Origin of the sequence: Pedobacter jeongneungensis, assembly GCF_039538295.1 — a bacterium.
In the GTDB taxonomy this organism is placed as follows: Bacteria; Bacteroidota; Bacteroidia; order Sphingobacteriales; family Sphingobacteriaceae; genus Pedobacter; species Pedobacter jeongneungensis.
On the sequence record NZ_BAABBY010000006.1, the window covers coordinates 345,459 to 365,857 of the forward strand.

At 40.6% G+C, this 20,399-nt stretch carries 12 protein-coding genes; 11 read left to right on the forward strand and 1 reads right to left on the reverse strand.

Features of this window, described 5'->3' with window-relative positions; all coding sequences use genetic code 11:
• Positions 1–134: 134 nt before the first annotated feature.
• Positions 135–2,300: an alpha-L-rhamnosidase-related protein gene (locus tag ABD769_RS13750; RefSeq protein ID WP_344851994.1), complete on the forward strand. Its 2,166-nt coding sequence runs from the start codon at positions 135–137 to the stop codon at positions 2,298–2,300.
• A gap of 347 nt (positions 2,301–2,647) precedes the next feature.
• Here ABD769_RS13750 and ABD769_RS13755 read toward each other — a convergent pair whose 3' ends face one another.
• Positions 2,648–3,421, reverse strand: a complete 774-nt coding sequence (locus ABD769_RS13755; RefSeq protein ID WP_113950511.1) for an IclR family transcriptional regulator — start codon at positions 3,419–3,421, stop codon at positions 2,648–2,650.
• A gap of 270 nt (positions 3,422–3,691) precedes the next feature.
• Between ABD769_RS13755 and ABD769_RS13760 the strand changes: the two genes are divergently transcribed.
• The 10 genes from ABD769_RS13760 to ABD769_RS13805 all read left to right on the forward strand — a co-directional run bounded on the left by ABD769_RS13760 (position 3,692) and on the right by ABD769_RS13805 (position 20,377).
• Positions 3,692–6,451, forward strand: coding sequence for a family 78 glycoside hydrolase catalytic domain (locus ABD769_RS13760; protein WP_344851995.1), 2,760 nt, complete (start codon positions 3,692–3,694; stop codon positions 6,449–6,451).
• Positions 6,448–7,554: a glycoside hydrolase family protein gene (locus tag ABD769_RS13765; RefSeq protein WP_344851996.1), complete on the forward strand. Its 1,107-nt coding sequence runs from the start codon at positions 6,448–6,450 to the stop codon at positions 7,552–7,554. The genes ABD769_RS13760 and ABD769_RS13765 overlap by 4 nt, the downstream gene beginning before the upstream one ends.
• A 259-nt stretch (positions 7,555–7,813) precedes the next feature.
• On the forward strand, positions 7,814–10,201 hold the full coding sequence (locus tag ABD769_RS13770) for a glycoside hydrolase family 2 TIM barrel-domain containing protein (RefSeq protein ID WP_344851997.1): 2,388 nt from the start codon (positions 7,814–7,816) through the stop codon (positions 10,199–10,201).
• The gene (locus ABD769_RS13775) at positions 10,198–13,551 is read left to right on the forward strand and encodes a glycoside hydrolase family 2 TIM barrel-domain containing protein (RefSeq protein WP_344851998.1); all 3,354 of its coding nucleotides are present in this window, start codon (positions 10,198–10,200) and stop codon (positions 13,549–13,551) included. The genes ABD769_RS13770 and ABD769_RS13775 overlap by 4 nt, the downstream gene beginning before the upstream one ends.
• Positions 13,552–13,586: 35 nt before the next feature.
• Positions 13,587–14,747, forward strand: a complete 1,161-nt coding sequence (locus ABD769_RS13780) for an ABC transporter substrate-binding protein (protein WP_344851999.1) — start codon at positions 13,587–13,589, stop codon at positions 14,745–14,747.
• Positions 14,744–15,967 (forward strand): CaiB/BaiF CoA transferase family protein, encoded by a 1,224-nt coding sequence (locus ABD769_RS13785; RefSeq protein ID WP_344852000.1) that lies wholly within the window; start codon positions 14,744–14,746, stop codon positions 15,965–15,967. Before ABD769_RS13780 ends, ABD769_RS13785 begins: the two co-directional genes overlap by 4 nt.
• 347 nt (positions 15,968–16,314) lie before the next feature.
• Entirely contained in the window at positions 16,315–17,478 is a 1,164-nt protein-coding gene (locus tag ABD769_RS13790) for a CaiB/BaiF CoA transferase family protein (protein WP_344852076.1), read from the forward strand.
• A complete protein-coding gene (locus ABD769_RS13795; protein WP_344852001.1) occupies positions 17,471–18,709 on the forward strand; it encodes an extracellular solute-binding protein in 1,239 nt (412 codons plus the stop codon). Before ABD769_RS13790 ends, ABD769_RS13795 begins: the two co-directional genes overlap by 8 nt.
• Positions 18,706–19,788, forward strand: a complete 1,083-nt coding sequence (locus ABD769_RS13800) for a Gfo/Idh/MocA family protein (protein WP_344852002.1) — start codon at positions 18,706–18,708, stop codon at positions 19,786–19,788. Before ABD769_RS13795 ends, ABD769_RS13800 begins: the two co-directional genes overlap by 4 nt.
• A 121-nt stretch (positions 19,789–19,909) precedes the next feature.
• On the forward strand, positions 19,910–20,377 hold the full coding sequence (locus tag ABD769_RS13805) for a MaoC/PaaZ C-terminal domain-containing protein (protein ID WP_344852003.1): 468 nt from the start codon (positions 19,910–19,912) through the stop codon (positions 20,375–20,377).
• Positions 20,378–20,399: the final 22 nt, after the last annotated feature.

A 20,399-nucleotide genomic window follows, 5' to 3' on the forward strand; every position in this document is an offset into this window, starting at 1 on the left:
GAATTATAAAATGAACCACAGATGAAAATGATGCACACAGATATAAAAATCCGTGTTTATCTGTGTCCATCTGTGGTTAAGAACAAAAAACAATATAAAATTTATGTCCATTTGTGACTAAAAATCAACTATATATGAAAACCTTAAAAAAGATAATCCTCCTCCTCATCTTCAGTGGCTCTGTAGTCCAGCTCTCTGCCCAAAAAGCCTCCTGGATCTGGTATCCCGGCGATTTCGACATCTACATGAGCAATGTAATGCAAAACCGCAGAACCGAAAGAGGTTCCTTTTTTCCGGTATTCTGGAAAATGGACAGTCATTATGTGCTGGTCGATTTTCATAAAGAATTTAACCTTTCGCAACCTGAAGAAGTTAAACTTTTTGTAGAAGGTACCTATAATGTAAAAATTGATGGTCAGGCCATTTCCGGTTTTCCTAAAAGCATCCAAATTCCTGCCGGGAAGCATAAATTAAGCTTAAAAGTGTATAACCAGGCCCATGTTCCCTCGATTTTTGTACAGGGTAAAACCATAGTGTCAGACGAAACCTGGCTGAGCACATTTGAAGATAAAGAATGGATTGATGCCAGTGGAAAGACATCCGATAAATCAGGAACTACATTTGTTTCTGCCGGATCATGGAACCTGAACGATCCAAATCAGTTACCATCACAATTTAAATTACCGGTTATCGCCCAATATGCAGCTAAAACTGAAAAAACAAACAATGGCTCGCTTTCCGATTTCGGAAAAGAAACCTTTGGTTTCATTAAAGTACATGGTTTAAAAGGAAAAGGGAGATTGAGTATCTACTATGGAGAATCAAAAGAAGAAGCACTATCGATAGATAAATGCGAAACTTTAGACAATCTGGACATTGACCTGCAACAGAAGAAAGATTCCATTATGCCGCTTTCAAAAGCTTTCAGATATGTGAATTTTCAACCCGGAAACGGTGTTTCTGCTGATTCCATTTCCATGTTATATGAGTATGCCCCGGTAACCGAACGCGGTAGTTTTAAATCATCTGATGCAGAATTGAACAAAATTTATGATGTTGCAAAATATACTTTTCATTTAAATACCCGCGAATTTTTTATCGATGGAATCAAGCGCGACAGATGGGTTTGGAGTGGTGATGCCTATCAAAGTTACCTGATGAATTATTATTCGTTTTTTGATGCACCAACGGTGAAAAGAACCTTATTGGCTCAGCGTGGCAAAGATCCGGTAACGGCGCATATTAATACCATCATGGATTATTCTTTCTATTGGTTTTTAGGAATTTACGATTATTATAAATTTACCGGCGACCAGAAATTTGTGCAGGATATTTATCCCCGTATGCAATCGTTAATGACTTATATCGATGGCAGAAAGAACAAAAACGGCTTATTGGAATGGATGCCGGGTGACTGGATTTTTATTGATTGGGCAGATAAACTAAGCAAAGATGGTGAAGTGAGTTTCGAACAGTTATTATATGCCCGGAGTTTAGAAACCATGGCTTTATGTGCTAAATTAGCCAACGATACAAACGGAGCGACTCAATATGATCAGCAGGCAAAAGCACTAAAAGCAAAAATATTTGAGCTTTACTGGAATCAGCAAAAAAGTGCATTGGTACATAGCCGAATTAATGACAAACAAACCGATAACGTAACCCGATACGCCAATATGTTCGGAATTTTCTTTGATTATTTCAGTCCCGAGCAAAAGTTAGCAGTGAAAGAAAATGTTCTGCTGAATGGTAAAGTAGCCAAAATCACTACACCTTACATGCGTTTTTACGAACTGGAGGCCTTATGTGCTATGGGCGAACAACCTTATGTGTTAAAGGAAATAAAAAATTATTGGGGTGGTATGTTAAAACTGGGTGCCACTTCTTTCTGGGAAGAATACAATCCTGAAAAAAAAGGAACCGAGCACTTGGAAATGTATGGCCGTCCATTTGGTAAAAGCCTTTGCCATGCCTGGGGAGCCAGCCCGATTTATTTACTGGGGAAATATTATCTGGGCGTACAGCCAGTAACAGCAGGTTACAAAACCTACACCATTGAACCTAATTTAGGTGGTTTAGCCTGGATGGAAGGAAAAGTACCAACCGCAGACGGCGATATTTCGGTGTATTGCAGCAAAAAAGAAATCAGAGTTTCTTCTGCTACAGGAACTGGAAAATTAAGGTTTAAAAGTAAATCGAAGCCAGTTGTTAAAAATGCGGAAGTGAAAGAAATTTCGAAAGGGCTTTTTGAGGTAACAATTGAAAAGGGCAGGGATTATGAGGTGAGGTATTCAGGATAAATCTTTAGGCTAACGTTCGTTTCTAACGAGCGTTAAATAATTCATCGTTTTCAGACGATAAAATCGTTTAGTTATTGATGCACTCGTTGGGAAACGAGCGCAAACTTTTTCTAATTTAAACCTTGCAGGTTTTTAAAACCTGCGAGGTTTAAATAAAGATTCCTTAATAAGTTAAATCCGCGTTAGGGATTGTAAGGGTTTAGTACCGATATTTTATCGGTACCGGAGCGAAGCGCAGCCCTGAAAAGCCCGACCCTTGCGCAGCTTGGGTAACGCCCAAATCAGCTTGCAATTCATTTTACTGTTTTATCAATTAGAAAGTTAAATCCCCTTCCAGAGGGTTCGGCCTAAACCCCAATCCTTTGCTCAATCTTCTTCACACATTTTTGCGCTTCGGCCAGTATCACATCATTTTCGATTGCCTGATCTACATTAATCGCATTTAACATCGAAATGGTTAAACAGGCAATAATCCCGTTATTTCCTGAAATACCGATAGGTACAGAAAGATCGGTTACACCTGAAACCGAGTCGCTGTTTTTAAAATATGAACCCGTTTGCTGGATATCTTCCAATGAACTCAAAAAATCTTCCTGCTGCGTTTTGTGATATTTCTTATAAATCGCGTTGTTTTTTAAGGTAGTATTACGTTCCACTTCTGGCATATAAGCCAATAAAACCTTTCCTGATGCTGTTAGCGGTAATGGAAATAGGTTTCCTTCTTCGATAGAAAGTGCAATTGGCCCCGGACTTTTCGCATGAATAATAACCATCACCTGGTTCATATACAAAATACTCAAGTGGCACGACTGGCGGATGGTATTGGCCAGTTCTTCCAGCGGAAACTGTGCCGCTTTACGCAGCTCATCAATTGGCGAATGCCTGTGCGAAAGGTAAAAAAGTTTTAACGAAAGCCTGTATTTCCCCGAAACCTCATCGCGGAGGATATAACCGCGGCTCTCCAAACTCATTAACATCCGGTAAATTTCGTTCGGTGTTTTCTCAATGCCGACTGCAATTTCAGTTTGCGAAAGCGGGATAGATTGTGCAGATAAATATTCCAGTATATCAAGTCCCTTATCTAAGGCAGGGGCCTGGTACTTTGATTCCTTTTCGTTCATACAGGTTTAAATTTGGCTGTAGCGTAATTTTTACAATTTCAAACATACAAAATGCTTTCCTATTTAACGATGGGAAGATTTTGTAATTTAAATACGAATATATGTTTTCATATTTAAAAAAAACATTTATATTTGAATTGACACTACTTTATTAATCAAATCGTTCATAGAATCGATTTTTAATAACATTAAGGTATCAATTAACCATTTATAAACCAAAATTTAACCACTGCTTTTGCGTAAAAATTTCGCAATGCTAACCAAAGGATAATGAGCAGATTTCTGATATTTTCTTGGCTTTATCTGTTGAGCATTCCGCTTTTTGCGCAGGATATAAAGGTTATTGATTTGAATTGTGCTTACAGAAATAATCCTATTGGTATTGATATGGTAAATCCCAGCCTGAGCTGGAAATTGCTGTCACCTAAACACAATGTGATGCAAACCGCATATCAAATCCTGGTTTCTGGCAGTACTGCAAACTTAAAAAAGAACATAGGCGAAATTTGGGATACCAAAAAGATAAATTCTGGCCAATCTATCCAGATAACATATAAAGGCGCTAAACTTCTACCAGCCAAAACCTATTACTGGAAGCTGCGTGTTTGGGATAATTATGCAAATGGATCGGAGTGGAGTAATACCGCAACCTGGCAAATGGGTTTAATAAACCCAGCCGATTGGAAAAAGGCAAGGTGGATTGCTTATGAAAAAATACCCGATTCGAATGTAAATGTGCTGCCAACTGATGGCAAAAAGGATAAATATAACGCCAACAATGTTTTGCCTATGTTCCGCAAAAATTTTGTGGTAACCAAAACCATAAAAAAGGCAACGGCTTTTATTTCGGGTCTTGGCCAATACGAAATGAGCTTAAATGGCGAAAAAGTTGGGGATGATTTTTTAGCACCCGGCTGGACAAAATACGATAAAGAGGCATTATATGTAACCTACGACGTTACCAAACAGCTTAAAAAGGGCGAAAATGCCATTGGTGTAATGCTTGGCAATGGTTTTTACTACATTCCACCGGTTAAAGAGAGGTATAGAAAGTTGAAAGTAGCTTTTGGCTATCCTAAAATGATCTGTCGCGTTTTGGTAGAATATACCGATGGAACTTCAATAAATGTGGTTAGCGACCAGAGCTGGAAAACGGCTCCGTCGCCAGTCACTTTTTCGGGTATTTATGGTGGAGAGGATTATAATGCCAACCTGGAACAAAAAGGCTGGAATTTATCAGGCTTTAATGATCAAAACTGGAAATCTGCTGTATTGGTTAACGGACCAAAACTCAATGCACAAAAAGAGGAACCTATCAAAATTTTTGATCATTTTACAGCAAAAAACATCACTGCAGTTGGTAATCATGAATGGGTTTATGATATGGGACAGAATGCTTCGGCCATCATCGAATTAAAAGTACGTGGCAAAAAAGGCGATACCATCCGCATTATACCGGCAGAATTATTAAAAGCCGATGGCGCAGTAACCCAGAAAAATATGGGTGGTCCATCTTATTTTACTTATATATTAAAAGGAGATGGTTTAGAAACCTGGCGGCCAAAATTCTTTTATACAGGATTCCGCTATCTGCAGGTTAAAGGCGCTGTGCCGGCTGGAAAAGAAAATACTTCAACCAAAGCTGTTATAGAAGATCTAAAAGCATTACACGTTAGAAATGCTGCTGAAAAAGTTGGCGAATTCTCGTCTTCTAACAGTTTATTTAATAAAACTTTCAATCTTATCAATTGGTCGGTAAAAAGTAACATGATGAGTGTTTTTACCGATTGTCCGCACCGCGAAAAACTGGGCTGGCTGGAGCAGTTGCACCTGATGGGCAATTCTTTAGGTTACAATTACAATGCTGCGCCGCTTTTTAAAAAAGCACTGGAGGATATGAAAAACTCACAGCTGAGCAACGGACTGATCCCGGAAATTGCCCCTGAATATGTAAAATTCGAATGGGGTGGCGATATGTTCCGCGATTCGCCGGAATGGGGCAGCAGTGGGATTTTGATACCATGGTACCTCTATCAATGGTATGGAGATCAACAGGCCATTACTGACTATTACCCGATGATGCAGCGCTATATCAATTATTTGGGAACAAAAGCTAATAACCACATTTTATCTCAGGGTCTGGGCGATTGGTATGATTTAGGGCCAAAACCACCCGGTGTTTCTCAACTCACGCCAATGGGCGTTACCGGAACGGCCATCTACTATTACGATTTGAAGGTAATGGAGAAAATGGCTACACTTTTAGTTAAAAGGGCTGATGCAATGGCTTATTCAGAACTTGCCGTTGAAGTAAGAAAAGCATTTAATAACAAGTTTTTTGATGCTAAAACCAAACAATACGCAACGGGTTCGCAGGCAGCAAATGCCATGGCGGTTTACATGGGCCTGGTTGAAGAACAAGATAAAAAAGCAGTGATTGACAATCTGGTTAAAGATATCCGCGATAGAAAAAACAGCTTAACCGCTGGTGATATCGGGTATCGCTATGTATTACGTGTTTTAGAAGATGCCGGAAAATCGGATGTGATTTTCGATATGAACAGTAGCGCCGATGTACCGGGTTATGGTATGCAAATTGCCAAAGGTGCTACCGCATTAACCGAATCGTGGGCGGCTCTACCAACGGTTTCCAACAATCATTTTATGCTCGGTCATTTAATGGAATGGCTGTACAGTGGCATTGGTGGCATCCGTCAGGCAGAAAATTCGGTTGCTTTCAACCAAATTAAAATTGAACCAGAAGTAGTTGGCGATTTAACTGCCGCTCAGGTTAGTTATAATTCTCCTTATGGTAAAATCTCTACTACATGGGAGAAAACCGATAAAAATTTCATTTTAGAGGTTAATGTACCCGTGAATACTAAAGCTGTGGTTTATTTCCCGGCGTATCCGAAAAGCGAGCTTCTGGAAGAAAATAATGCATCATTTAGCAATGCAGGGATCGAAAACGGTAAAACCAGGATTGCTATCGGTTCAGGCTATTATAAATTTAATTTAAAGTTCAAATGAGAAAGATAAGCATTTTGATCCTTCTTTTTATTTGGGCTGTTAAATCAAACGCTCAAAGTAATCAAACTGTTTCTGCTGCAGAGATGGGAAAAATCTATCAGGAAGTAAAAACACCTTACAAATACGGTCTGGTAATGGTTCCTGGAGATAAAGACCATAAAATGGATTGCCCCACAGTTTTCAGAAAAGGAAAGGATTGGTACATGACTTACCTCATTTTTGGCGGTCGTGGTTACGAAACCTGGCTGGCAAAAAGTAAAGATTTGCTGCATTGGGAAAACCAGGGCAAACTGATGTCGTTTGCTGATGCCGGTAACTGGGATGATAATCAAAAAGCAGGTTATAATGCCTTAACCGACATCAAATGGGGTGGAAGTTATGGTGTAAATCAGTTTGATGGCAAATATTGGATGTCGTATTTTGGTGGAAAAGAGAAAGGTTATGAAGTGGAGCCTTTATCTATCGGAATGGCTTATACAACAAAAGATCCATCCATTGTGAAGGAGTGGAGCCGCTTAGAAAAACCTGTATTAAGCTCATCAGATAAAGATGTACGTTGGTGGGAAAACCGCAATAAACTCTTTAAAAGCACGGTGATCGAAGACCAGAAAAGATTAACAGGACATCGCTTTGTAATGTACTATAACGCTGTGGGCGATTCGCTGGCGAACAATAAAAAAACACGCTGGTATGAACGGATCGGGATGGCAGTTTCGGAGGATATGGTTCATTGGCAGCGCTTTAATAAAAATCCAGTGGTTCATCATCCGGTTGGCATTACTGGAGATGCTGTAATTCAGCAAATTGGCGATAATTATGTAATGTTTTACTTTGGCGCTTTTTGGCAGGATAGAAAAGGATCTTTTAACCGTTTTGCAGTATCAAAAGATCTTGTAAACTGGACCGACTGGACGGGCGATAACCTGATTGAATCATCAGAAAAGTATGATGAACTGTATGCACATAAATCTTTCGTATTAAAATATAAAGGCGTGGTTTACCATTTCTATTGCGCCGTAAATAAACAGGATCAACGCGGAATTGCAGTAGCAACTTCGAAAGATTTAGGTAAAAGTAAAGTAGATTTTGTAAGTGGCAATTAGAATGAAGAGACCTCAATTTAAATATAGAATTTTTAGTTTGATGATCTTGATGGCAATGTCTTTTGGGGTCATTTCAACTGAAGCGAAGTCCCGAATATTCGGGAGAGAAATTTATAATAATGGCATAAATAAACAACTCATAGATTTTTCCACGGCGGTCGAAATTCCGTCATTGCGAGGAGGAACGACGAAGCAATCTATTTTACAGGAAAGATTGCTTCTCCCGATGAAAAATAGGGCTCGCAATGACGATATGAGAATGAGAACTAGTTTCAATAAAGACTGGAAATTCTTCCTGGGCGATGATTCTGCAGCTAAATCTCCATTATACAATGATTCGAAATGGAGAAAACTGACCTTACCACATGATTGGAGCATTGAAGGAAAATTTGACGAGAAAAACCCAGCAAAACCTGAAGGCGGTGGTTTACCTACCGGAATTGGCTGGTACAGAAAAGAATTTACCGCCCCTGCCAATTTTAAAGATCGGTTAATCACCATCGAATTCGATGGCGTATATAAAAATAGTGAGGTTTGGGTAAACGGACAATATTTAGGCAAAAGACCTTATGGCTATAGCTCATTTTCTTACGAAATCAGTAAATTTTTAAAACCTGGAAAAAACATTATTGCCGTTAAAGTTGATAATTCTGCTCAACCCGATTCGCGCTGGTATTCCGGCTCGGGTATTTATAGAAATGTATGGTTAACCTCAACAGCTAAAGTTGCTATACAAGAACATGGCATTTTTGTTAAAGCGGGTTTTGTAAGCGGCGATTTCGGCGAATCGACAGATGTCGGAAATTTACAACCAGGTCAAACAGTTGGTTTTGTAGCACCTCAGGTTAATTTTATAAATAAATCTGTAGATAAAATTAAAAAATATAAAATCGAGTTTACGGTACAAAACCAAGAAGGGAAGCAGGTTTTACAACACACTACAAAAGAGGATCTTATTGAAGATAGTAGTGGTAAAATCGTTTCAAATCTGCTGATCAATAAACCTGAAATATGGTCGGTAGACAGGCCTTATTTATACACATTGCTGGTTAAAATTATTGATTCCGAAAATAAAATTATAGATGCACAAAGTACCACTTTTGGCATCCGGAGATTCAATTTTGATGCGCTGAAAGGTTTTTCTTTAAACGGAAAACCGATGAAAATTTTAGGTGTTTGCCTGCACCACGACTTAGGTGCCTTAGGTGCTGCTGTAAATGTACGGGCCATGGAGCGCCAGCTCGAAATCATGAAAAAAATGGGTGTAAATGCCATCCGTACCGCCCATAATCCGCCGGCACCTGAGTTTTTGGATTTATGCGATAAAATGGGCTTTTTGGTAATGGATGAGGCTTTTGACATGTGGGCGAAAAAGAAAACCAAAAATGATTATCACCTGAATTTTCCTGACTGGCATAAAAGAGACCTGGAAGATATGATTAAACGCGATCGTAACCACCCATCCATTATCCTCTGGAGTATTGGAAACGAAATCCGCGAACAGTTTGACAGCACGGGCATTTCGCTTACCAGAGAGTTGGTTGCAATCGTTAAAAATCTGGATAAAACACGTCCGGTAATTTCGGCACTAACCGAAACAAAAGCTGAAAAAAACTTCATCTACCAGGCCAATGCACTTGATATTTATGGCTTAAACTATAACCACAAACTTTATAAAGACTTTCCTGCGAATTATCCCGGGGTTAAGTTTTTGGCTACAGAAACTACTTCTGCACTAGAAACCAGAGGATTTTATGATACTGCTGATACCATTCGCCGCTGGCCTAAAGATGGTAAAACCAAATTTACTGAAGGCAATAAAGAGTGGTCGGCATCTGCTTATGATAATGTTTCTGCCTATTGGGGCTCTACCCATGAAGAAACCTGGAAGGAAGCAAAAAAATACGATCATGTATCAGGATTGTTCGTTTGGACAGGTTTTGATTACCTCGGCGAACCTTTACCTTATCCATGGCCGGCACGGAGTTCTTATTTCGGTATTGTCGATCTGGCAGGTTTTCCTAAAGATTCCTATTACATGTACCAAAGTGAGTGGACCAACAAACCTGTACTACATATTTTACCGCACTGGAACTGGGAAAAAGGCAAATCAGTTGAAGTTTGGGCTTATTACAATAATGCCGATGAAGTAGAATTATACCTGAATGGCAAATCGCTGGGTAAAAAGTCTAAACAAGGTGATGATCTGCATGTGCTTTGGCATGTAAATTTCGAGGCTGGAACTTTAAAAGCGGTATCGCGTAAAAATGGCAAAGAGGTATTGGTGCGCGAGGTAAAAACAGCAGGCGCACCTGCCAAAATTGAACTACTAGCCGATAGAAAAAATATTAAAGCTGACGGAAAGGATTTGTCTTTTATCACCGTCCGTATTTTAGATGCCGCAGGAAATGTTGTTCCCAATGCTGATAACCTGGTTAATTTTAAAGTGGAAGGCAATGGTTTTATTGCAGGTGTTGATAATGGATTCCAGGCCAGTTTAGAGCCTTTTAAAGCAAATTACCGTAAAACATTTCATGGTTTGTGCCTGGCCATTCTCCAATCTACCGAAAAAACCGGAACTATTAAATTAACGGCAGCCTCAGCAGGTTTGTCTTCATCTTCAATTTTAATTCACACAGCGAAATGATGAAGATGTATCAATTTTTAACCGCTCAGATACCAAGATCAAGCTTTTGGGCTAAAGCACTTGCCTTGTGTTTTTTGAGCCTTTGTGGTCAGATTTTAATTGCCAATGCCCAGCTTGTCGATAAAACACCTACAGCTGTCCAAAAAGCTCCGCAAATTTACAGCAGGGAGCCATGGGAAGATCAATCGGTAAGTGGCATAAACCGTGATGCATCACGTGCAACAGCTTACTCTTTCGAAAATATTGAAGCTGCAAAAAAAGGCATTCGTGAACAATCAAGCCGAATGATTTCTTTAAATGGTGATTGGGATTTCTCTTTCGCCCTTAAACCTGCTGATGCACCGCAAAACTTCTATCAATCGCGCGTAAGCGGCTGGAAAAAAATCGAAGTTCCTTCAAACTGGGAAATGAAAGGCTACGATAAACCCATTTATAAAAGTGCTGTTTATCCTTTCCGTCCTGTAAATCCGCCAAATCCGCCAATGGATTATAATGGCGTGGGCAGTTACCAGCGCACTTTTACTATTCCTGCAAACTGGAAAGATATGAATATCACCCTGCATTTTGGAGGGGTAAGTTCAGGTTATAAAGTTTGGGTGAACGGGAAATTCCTGGGTTATGCCGAAGATAGTTTTCTTTCATCCGAATTCAATATTACACCTTATCTCCAGGCTGGAGAAAACATTTTATCGGTTCAGGTAATGCGTTGGACAGATGGCAGTTTTCTCGAAGATCAGGATCACTGGCGTTTAAGCGGCATCCATCGCGAAGTAATGCTCCTGGCCGAACCTAAATTGCGGATTGCCGATTTCTTTGTTCAAACCAAACTCGATAAAGATTATAAAGATGCTACTTTAAGCATTCGTCCGCGGATTGAAAACCTTACAGGTAAAGAAGTAAAAGGCTATAAGGTAAAAGCATTGCTTTTTGATCAAAATGGTAGAGCCGTTTTGGACCAGCCGTTAGAAAGAAGTGCAGAAAGCATCATCAATGAAATATGGCCACGCCTGGATAACGTGAAATTTGGGCTGCTGGAAAGTAAGATAAAGAATCCGGCAAAATGGAGTGATGAAGTGCCTAATCTCTACACACTAACCCTTTCTTTAGAAGATAGTTTAGGTAAAGTGCTCGAGGTTAAAAGTTGTAAAGTTGGTTTCAGAAGTATCGAATTTTCTAAAACGAATGGTAAACTGTTAATTAATGGCAAAGAAACTTATCTCTATGGAATCAACCGTCCCGATCATCACCCAACAAAAGGCAAAGCATTAAGTCGCGAAGATATTCTGCAGGATGTGCAGACGATAAAACGGTTCAACTTTAACTGTATCCGCACCAGCCATTATCCAATGGATCCGTATTTATACGATCTGTGCGACGAATACGGCATCCTGGTAATTGATGAAGCCAATCTGGAAACCCATGGCCTCGGGGGTAAATTAAGTAACGACCCTACCTGGACTTCGGCTTATTTAGAGCGTAGCAGCCGTATGGTAATGCGCGATAAAAACCATCCGAGCATCATTATCTGGAGTTTGGGCAATGAATCGGGTAGTGGCCCAAACCATGCAGCTATGGCAGCGTGGATCCACGATTTTGACATCACCAGGCCTGTTCACTACGAACCTGCCATGGGAAATCCGCGGTTGGATGGTTACATCGACCCAGGCAATCCGGCTTATTTAAAACCGAACGATCATTCGCATCGCCTGCAAAACCCTCAAGATCAGCCTTATGTGGACATGGTAAGCCGGATGTACCCTGGCATTTATACCCCCAAAATGCTGGCAGAACAGAAAAATGGCGATAACCGCCCGATTTTCTTTGTAGAATATGCCCACGCGATGGGAAATTCTGTGGGAAACATGAAAGATTTTTGGGATGTTTTCCGTGCTACGCCACGTATAATCGGAGGAGCCATCTGGGAATTTAAAGATCAGGGCATTCTGCAAACCGACAGTGCGGGCAATAAATTCTATGCCTATGGCGGCGATTTTGGCGAAAAGTATTTCGATAATTTCACTATTAAAGGCGTGGTTAATTCTGACGGGAAACCCAAAGGAGCCATGTACGAATGTAAACGTGTTTATCAGGGCGCAGAAACCGAATGGGCCGATCAGGCGAAAAGGATTTTAAAAATCAGCAATCGCCATGCGGTTAAAAATCTGAACGCTTATACTGCCACGTTATTTGTACGCAAAGACGGAGTGGTACTGAGCCAGAAAATTCTGCCTGCCGTTAATCTTGCTGCCGGAAAAGATACTTTACTTAACATTTCGAAATATCTTCCAAAAATGGATGCAGGATCAGAATATTTAGCTGATATCCATTTTACTTTAAGCCAGGACGAAGTCTGGGCCAAAAAAGGTTTCGAAGTAGCTTCAAATCAGTTTGCGTTAACAGGTTTAGCCGAATCCAGGCTGACCGATAAAATTATGCCACCAAAATACACAGGCAATGCAGATATGTATATTTATTCAGGACAAAATTTTGAGATTGGTATCAGCAAAAAGAACGGCGCTTTGATTTCTTATAAATGGAAAGGTAAGGAACAGATTTTTGCTCCATTGCTGCCACATTTTACCCGTCCTTTAACCGACAATGATAAACGCGGCTGGAAATCGAACAAAAAATTAAAGCAATGGTATACCAATGATCTCAAATACACAGGATCAAATGCGGTTAAGTTTGATAACATGGCAGGTTCAGGCCTCGTACATACTTCGAATTATAGCCTGATAAATGATAGCGCAACCGTTCAAATCAGCTATTTAATTACTTCTTCAGGCACCATAGAGGTAAAATACGTGCTGAAGGTTAAACCCGGTTTACCGAATATTCCAAAAGTAGGGATGCAAACAGGAATTGCCCGTAACTACGATAACATTTCATGGTATGGCAAAGGCCCGATGGAAAATTATATTGATAAAAATTATGCTTCAGATGCTGCCGTTTATGCTGAATCGGTAAACGATTTTATGGAGCATTACGCCGTTCCGCAGGAAAATGGAAACCGTACCGATGTGCGCTGGATGTACTTTTCGGATCAATCCAAAAAACAGGGCCTGCTAATCGTAGCCGACAGTTTATTAAGCATGAGCGCCAGTCCTTACACTGATGAGAATGTTCAGGCTGCAAAACACACCAACAAGTTAAAAGATGCTGGCTATTTAACCGTAAACATCGATTTAATACAAATGGGCGTTGGTGGAAACGACAGTTGGAGTGATGTTGCTGCGCCATTGCCGCAATACCAGATACCAGCAAAAAATTATAATTACAGCTTTTATTTAGTGCCTTTTGAGGGTAATAAAGAAGCGCTTCACAATAAAGTAAAACGAATTAAATTTTAGTGAAAGTTCACTAAAAAATATTAAAATAAGATTAAGTGGAAAAGACGATTAATTTAAAAGGAATAACCTGGAACCACAGTCGTGGGCTTTTGCCGATGGTGGCAACAGCACAACGGTTTTCCGAACTGCATCCAAATGTGCACATCACCTGGGAGAAAAGAAGTTTGCAGCAATTTGCCGATTTTTCCATTCAGGAACTGGCCGAAAGGTTTGATTTGCTGGTTATTGATCACCCCTGGGCAGGTTTTGCCGCAAAAACAAAATCGATCGTTCCTCTGGATTTATATTTACCCCGGGAATACCTGAAAGACCAGGAAGAAAACTCTGTAGGCCAATCTTACGAAAGTTATTTTTATAACCAGCATTTATGGGCTTTACCCATTGATGCAGCAACACCGGTAGCAGCATCGAGGCCGGATTTACTGGCAGAAAAAGGATTAAAATTGCCTCAATCATTTGATGATTTACTGGCACTCGCAGATGAAGGCTTAGTGGCTTTTGCAGGCATCCCGATTGATGTTTTAATGAATTTTTACACCCTTTGCTGCTCTTTGGGCGAAGATCCCTGCCAAAATGATGAGGAAGTGGTTTCGGTTGAGACCGGTATTAAAGTTTTGAAAATGTACCGCGAACTGGCCTCGAAAATAGATAAAGCAAATTTCAACAGAAACCCGATTCAGGTTTATGAAGCCATGACTTTAAGCGATGAAATTGCCTATTGTCCTTTTGCTTACGGCTATTCTAATTATTCGAGAAATGGCTATGCACGCAAAACTTTGCATTTTCACGATATGATTTCCTTAAATGGAAATACCAATTTAAGAAGCACTTTGGGCGGAACCGGTTTGGCCATCTCTTCTAAATGTGAAGCAATTGAAACCGCCGCTGAATATGTAAAATTTGTAGGTTCACCCGCTTGTCAGTCTTCTTTATTCTTTGAAAGTGGTGGTCAGCCGGGACATTTAGCTGCGTGGAAAAATGAAGAAGTAAACCGCCAGAGCCAGAATTACTTTCAAAATACCTTGCCGGCTTTACAAAGGGCATTTCTCCGTCCGCGTTACCATGGTTCCATGTATTTTCAGGATCATGCCGGCGATGTTGTCCGCGATTATTTAATAAACGGAGGCGATGAAATCCAGGTTTTATCAGCCATGAACAGATTGTATCAGAAATCTAAAAGTTTTGTGTTATCATGAACAGACCGCTAGAAGGACTTTTGGTTTTAGAGTTTTGCCAATTTCTGGCCGGACCATCAGCAGGTTTAAAACTGGCTGATTTAGGTGCCCGTGTGATCAAGATCGAGCGGCCGAAAACAGGTGACGCCTGCCGGGCTTTATCCATAAAAAATCTTTTTGTAAATACCTGTCATGCTGACGAAGGAAGCATCTGTTCAACAGGCGATCAGGAAGATAGTTTGCTTTTTCATACCATCAACCGCAATAAAGAAAGTTACACGGCCGATTTAAAAAATCCGGAAGATTTAGAAAGGCTTAAAAAGCTAATCAGCAGGGCCGATGTAATGACGCATAATTTCCGTCCGGGTGTGATGGAAAAAATCGGCTTGGATTATGGGAATGTTCGAAAAATCAATCCTAAAATTGTTTATGGTGTGGTTAGCGGCTATGGAAATGATGGACCATGGAAAAATAAACCCGGCCAGGATTTACTGGTGCAATCCGTTTCCGGATTAACATTTTTATCAGGGGTAGATGTAGACGGACCGGTACCCTTTGGCCTTTCTGTTTCGGATATCATGTGTGGCAACCATCTGGCACAGGGAATTATGGCAGCGCTGATCAAAAGGGCAAAAACCGGTAAAAGTGTTCTGGTTGAAGTGAGTTTGCTCGAATCCATTTTAGATGTACAGTTCGAAGTATTGACTACTTACCTTAACGATGGCGGAAAATTACCGGATAGAAGTGGGGCAAAAGGCAGTGCTCACGCTTATTTAAGTGCGCCTTATGGCATGTACGAAACAAACGATGGCCACATTGCCATGGCCATGGGAAACCTGCCAAATATTTGTGCGATTATAAATTGCGACATTACCGATTTATATGTGGAGGCCGGCTCTGCTTTCGAAAACCGCGATCAATTAATCCTTCGTTTAGCCGAGACCTTTAAAAAGCAAAATACCAAATACTGGGTCGATCTTCTGGAAAATCATGGAATCTGGTGCGCAGAAGTATTGAATTATCAAACAGCAACTGCATTAAGCACGTATAAAAAACTTCAGATCGAACAGCAATTAGACTTAGGTGATGGCAAAAAAATCAGAACTACCGTAAGTCCGATCCGTTTGGATCATGAAAAGTTATTTGCCGCTAAAGCAGCTCCTAAACTGGGTTTTGATACAGCAGATATTAATAAAGAGTTTGAGTTAACGCAGACCGTCATTTCGACTGAAACGCAGTGAAATGGAGAAATCTATAGAGAAAAAATTAATAGATCTCTCCACTACGATGGAAATGACAGCAATGCTTAGTGAAGAATTAAAAAAATAAAATTGTTTAAAAACAATTCGTCATTTCGACTGAAACGCAGTGAAATGGAGAAATCTATAGAGAAAAAATTAACAGATCTCTCCACTACGGTGGAAATGACAGCAATGCTTAGTGAAGAATTAAAAAAATAAAATTTCGTCATTTCGACTGAAACGCAGTGAAACGGAGAAATCTATAGAGAAAAAATTTAACAGATCTCTCCACTACGGTCGAGATGACGATCACGTTTATTAAAGTGACGATTTAAAAGATTAAAATGATGCTACCGCTTGAAGATTATTTAGTTATCGATTTCAGCCAGTTCCTTTCGGGGCCATCGGCAGGTTTACGCCTGGCCGATATGGGCGCACGCGTAATCAAAATAGAGCGTTTGGGCGTAGGCGATATTTGTCGCACGCTTTATACCTCAAACCTGATTATGAATGGCGAATCGTCCGTTTTTCATGCCATTAACCGAAATAAAGAGAGTTTTGAAGTCGATTTAAAAAGTGAAGAAGATTGCGAAATGGTGCGTGAGCTGCTCAAAAAAGCAGATGTCATGATCCATAACTTCCGCCCCGGCGTAATGGAACGTTTAGGTTTCGATTATCAATCGGTTATTGCTTTAAACCCCACCATTGTATATGGCGAAATTTCGGGTTATGGAACTGAGGGCGAGTGGAAAAATAAACCAGGTCAGGATTTGCTTTTACAATCCGTAACCGGCTTAACTTCCTTAACCGGAAATGCCGACAGTGGACCTGTAGCAATGGGTTTATCCATTGTTGATATGCTGGCAGGTGCACACCTCGCGCAGGGAATCCTGGCTTGTTTATACCGTAAAGCCATTAAAAACGAAGGTGGTTTTGTGCAGATCAGCATGATGGAATCAGCTTATGATTTCCAGTTCGAAACCATTACTACTTTTATGAATGATGGCGGTAGCTTGCCCGAGCGTTCGAAAAAGAACAATGCAAACGCATATTTAGGCGCTCCGTATGGTATTTATCAAACAGAAAACGGATATTTAGCCCTGGCGATGGCTTCCATTCCACAACTTGGCAATTTGCTTGGCTGCGAGAAGTTAGAAGATTATATTGAACAAAGTGAGGCATTTAATAAGCGTGATGAAATTAAAGCCGTTTTGGCTGATCATCTTTTATCGGCAACAACCGAAAAATGGCTTTCTGTATTAGAACCGGCCGATATCTGGTGCGCCGATGTGCTAAACTGGAATGCCCTGATGGCACACGATGGTTTCAAGGTATTGAATATGGTTCAGGAAGTGGAAATGGTTGACGGATACAAATATGAGACCACCAGGTGCCCGATCCGTATTGATGGCGAAATCCTTACCTCATCCAAAGGTTCGCCAAAATTAGGACAGGATAATGAAAAAATTATCAAAGAATTTATAACACAGCACACCACTGCAAATGCATAACCAAATAAACACTTTTAAAATAGCCGTACGCAGATTTGCGCCGTTTGAAGCTGCCATGCAGAAATTCTGGGAGCAATATTGTGCCATTTCAGGCTGTTCATTAAAGCTGGAAATGGTGGTAATGGATTTGCACGAACTTTACGATAGCACCATTACAAAAAAAGGCCTGGCAAATGGCGATTTTGATATTGCGCACATCAGTACCGACTGGATTTTAGAAGGTTACGCCAATAATGATTTCGAAATTTTAAATCCTTATATCAACAAAAATAAACCCGGCAATTTTCCCAAGGGTTGGAGTAAATCACTGCTGGGTTTGCAGCGTTTTGGCTGGGAAGTAGTTGGTTTACCCTTTCACGATGGACCCGAATGTTTCATTTACAGAAAAGATTTATTTGAAAACGAAACTGAAAAAGCAAATTATTCAGCCCGGTTTGGTAAAACCTTAACAGTACCCAAAAACTGGGAAGATTTCCATCAGCTTGCCCGTTTTTTTAACCGCCCGGAAGAAAATTTGTATGGCAGTATTTTCGCCTGCTATCCCGACGGCCATAATACCGTTTTCGATTTTTGCCTGCAGTTGTGGACAAGGGGAGGAACCTTAGTCGATAAAAACGGTTTTATCCGGATCGATACCCAGGCTGCAGTTGATGGTTTAAATTTCTACCGCAAAATGGTGAATGATAAAACTGCTGTTCATCCAAAATCGGCCGAATTCGAATCAGTTGGTGCCGGAATCGCCTTTTCACATGGTGAAGCAGCTATGATGATCAACTGGTTTGGTTTTGCCGCCATGTGCGAAGTTGATCCAAACTCGAAAGTAAAGGGTAAAATCGATGTTGAACTCTTGCCGGCAGCTCCCGGTTCAAATTCAGCATCATTAAATGTTTATTGGCTGTACACCATTGCCAATGGAAGTAAAAATAAAGCCATTGCCTACGATTTTCTCCGTTTTGCACTTGCGCCTGAGCAAGACAAACAGCTTACTTTGGAAGGTGGAATTGGTTGCCGCATTTCGACCTGGAAAGATGAAGAAATCAACTCAATTATCCCTTATTACCATAAACTGGAACAATTGCATGAAGTGGCAAATATGTTGCCACAGAAACAAAACTGGGCTGCAATTGCGGCCATAATCGACCAGATGGTTTTGCAGGCCATCAACACCGATGCTTCAACCGAAGAACTTATCCACCTGGCACAGAACCAGATTAATGAAATTGACAAATGAGTATTGATATCAAATATAAACCTGAGCTACCGCAAACCAAACAGCCCATTATCATTATCGGTGCAGGCGGAATAGTAGCCGATGCACATCTTCCGGCTTATAAAATTGCTGGTTTTGAAGTACATGGCATCGTAAACCGGACTAAAGAAAGGGCGCAGAAACTGGCTGATACTTTTGGAATCCCAAATGTGTACAATTCGGTTGCTGAAGCAGTAAAACTGGCTCCGCTTAATGCAGTTTACGATTTAACGATCATGCCCGAACAATATATCGAAACACTACAGCAATTACCTGATGGAAGTGCCGTTTTAATCCAGAAACCAATGGGTGATGATTTTAAGCAGGCAAAAGAAATCCTCGAATTATGCATGGCGAAGAACTTTAAAGCAGCAATTAACTTTCAGCTGCGTTTTGCGCCATTTGTAAGCGCAGCAAAATACCTGATCGATCAAGGTTTAATAGGCGAATTATATGATATGGAAGTTCGGGTAACCATAAAAACACCCTGGGAAATTTTTCCGCACGTAATTATTCACCCACGCTTAGAAATTCAGTACCATAGCATTCATTATGTTGATTTGATCCGTTCTTTTTTGGGTAATCCTGAAAGTGTTCTGGCAAAAACCCTAAAACATCCCGCAAAAAGTTTGTCTTCATCACGTTCTACCATTTTATTAGACTATGGCGATACCATGCATGCGGTAATCAACACCAACCACGACCATGATTTCGGTCCAGACCACCAGGAAAGTTATATTAAATGGGAAGGAACCAAAGGTGCAATTGTAGCAAAAATCGGTTTACTGATGGATTATCCCCATGGTGTGCCCGATGTGTTTGAATATTGCATCGTAGAAGATGGAAAAACACCAGAGTGGCAACGCGTTCAGCTAGACGGATCGTGGTTCCCCGAGGCATTTATTGGTACCATGGCCAATTTAATGCGCTATAATGAAGGTTCTATAGATGTGTTGCACACCAGTGTAGAAGATGTAATCCAAACCATGGCTGTGGTAGAGAGCGCTTACCAATCGAGCGATATTGGAGGAGTGAAGGTTAAGGAGCAGTTAAAAAATTAATTAAATCGTCATTGCGAGGCAGGGAATGAGCGAGCCGAAGCAATCTGTTTTGCATTAAAGATTGCTTCGTTTCGATGAAAGATCGAAAACTCGCAATGACGGTATAGTATAGAAAGAACATATGTATTTCAAATCAACATTTTTTGAAGATTACCAGTTACAGGATAAACGTATAACCCTGGGCCGCACCATAACAGAAACTGATTTTGTAGTGCACGCAGGTCACACTGGCGATTTTTTCCCGCACCACATGGATGCCGAATGGTGTGCTACACAGCCATTTAAACAACGTATTGCCCATGGCACCATGATTTTTAGCATTGGTATCGGCTTAACTGCCTCCGAAATCAATCCCGAGGCCATGAGTAAAGGTTACGATAAATTACGTTTTGTAAAACCGGTTTTCATTGGCGATACCATCCACTCCGAAATCACCATTTCTGAAAAAGGGGAGAGCAAAAGACCCGAATACGGCAGTGTAACCGAACACGTAGAAATCATAAACCAACATGGAGAAGTAGTATTGGTCTGCGACCACCTGCTTGTTGTTGCGAGGAGGAACGACGCGGCAATCTTTTTTGCCATTTAAGACAAAGAAAAAAACCAAATAT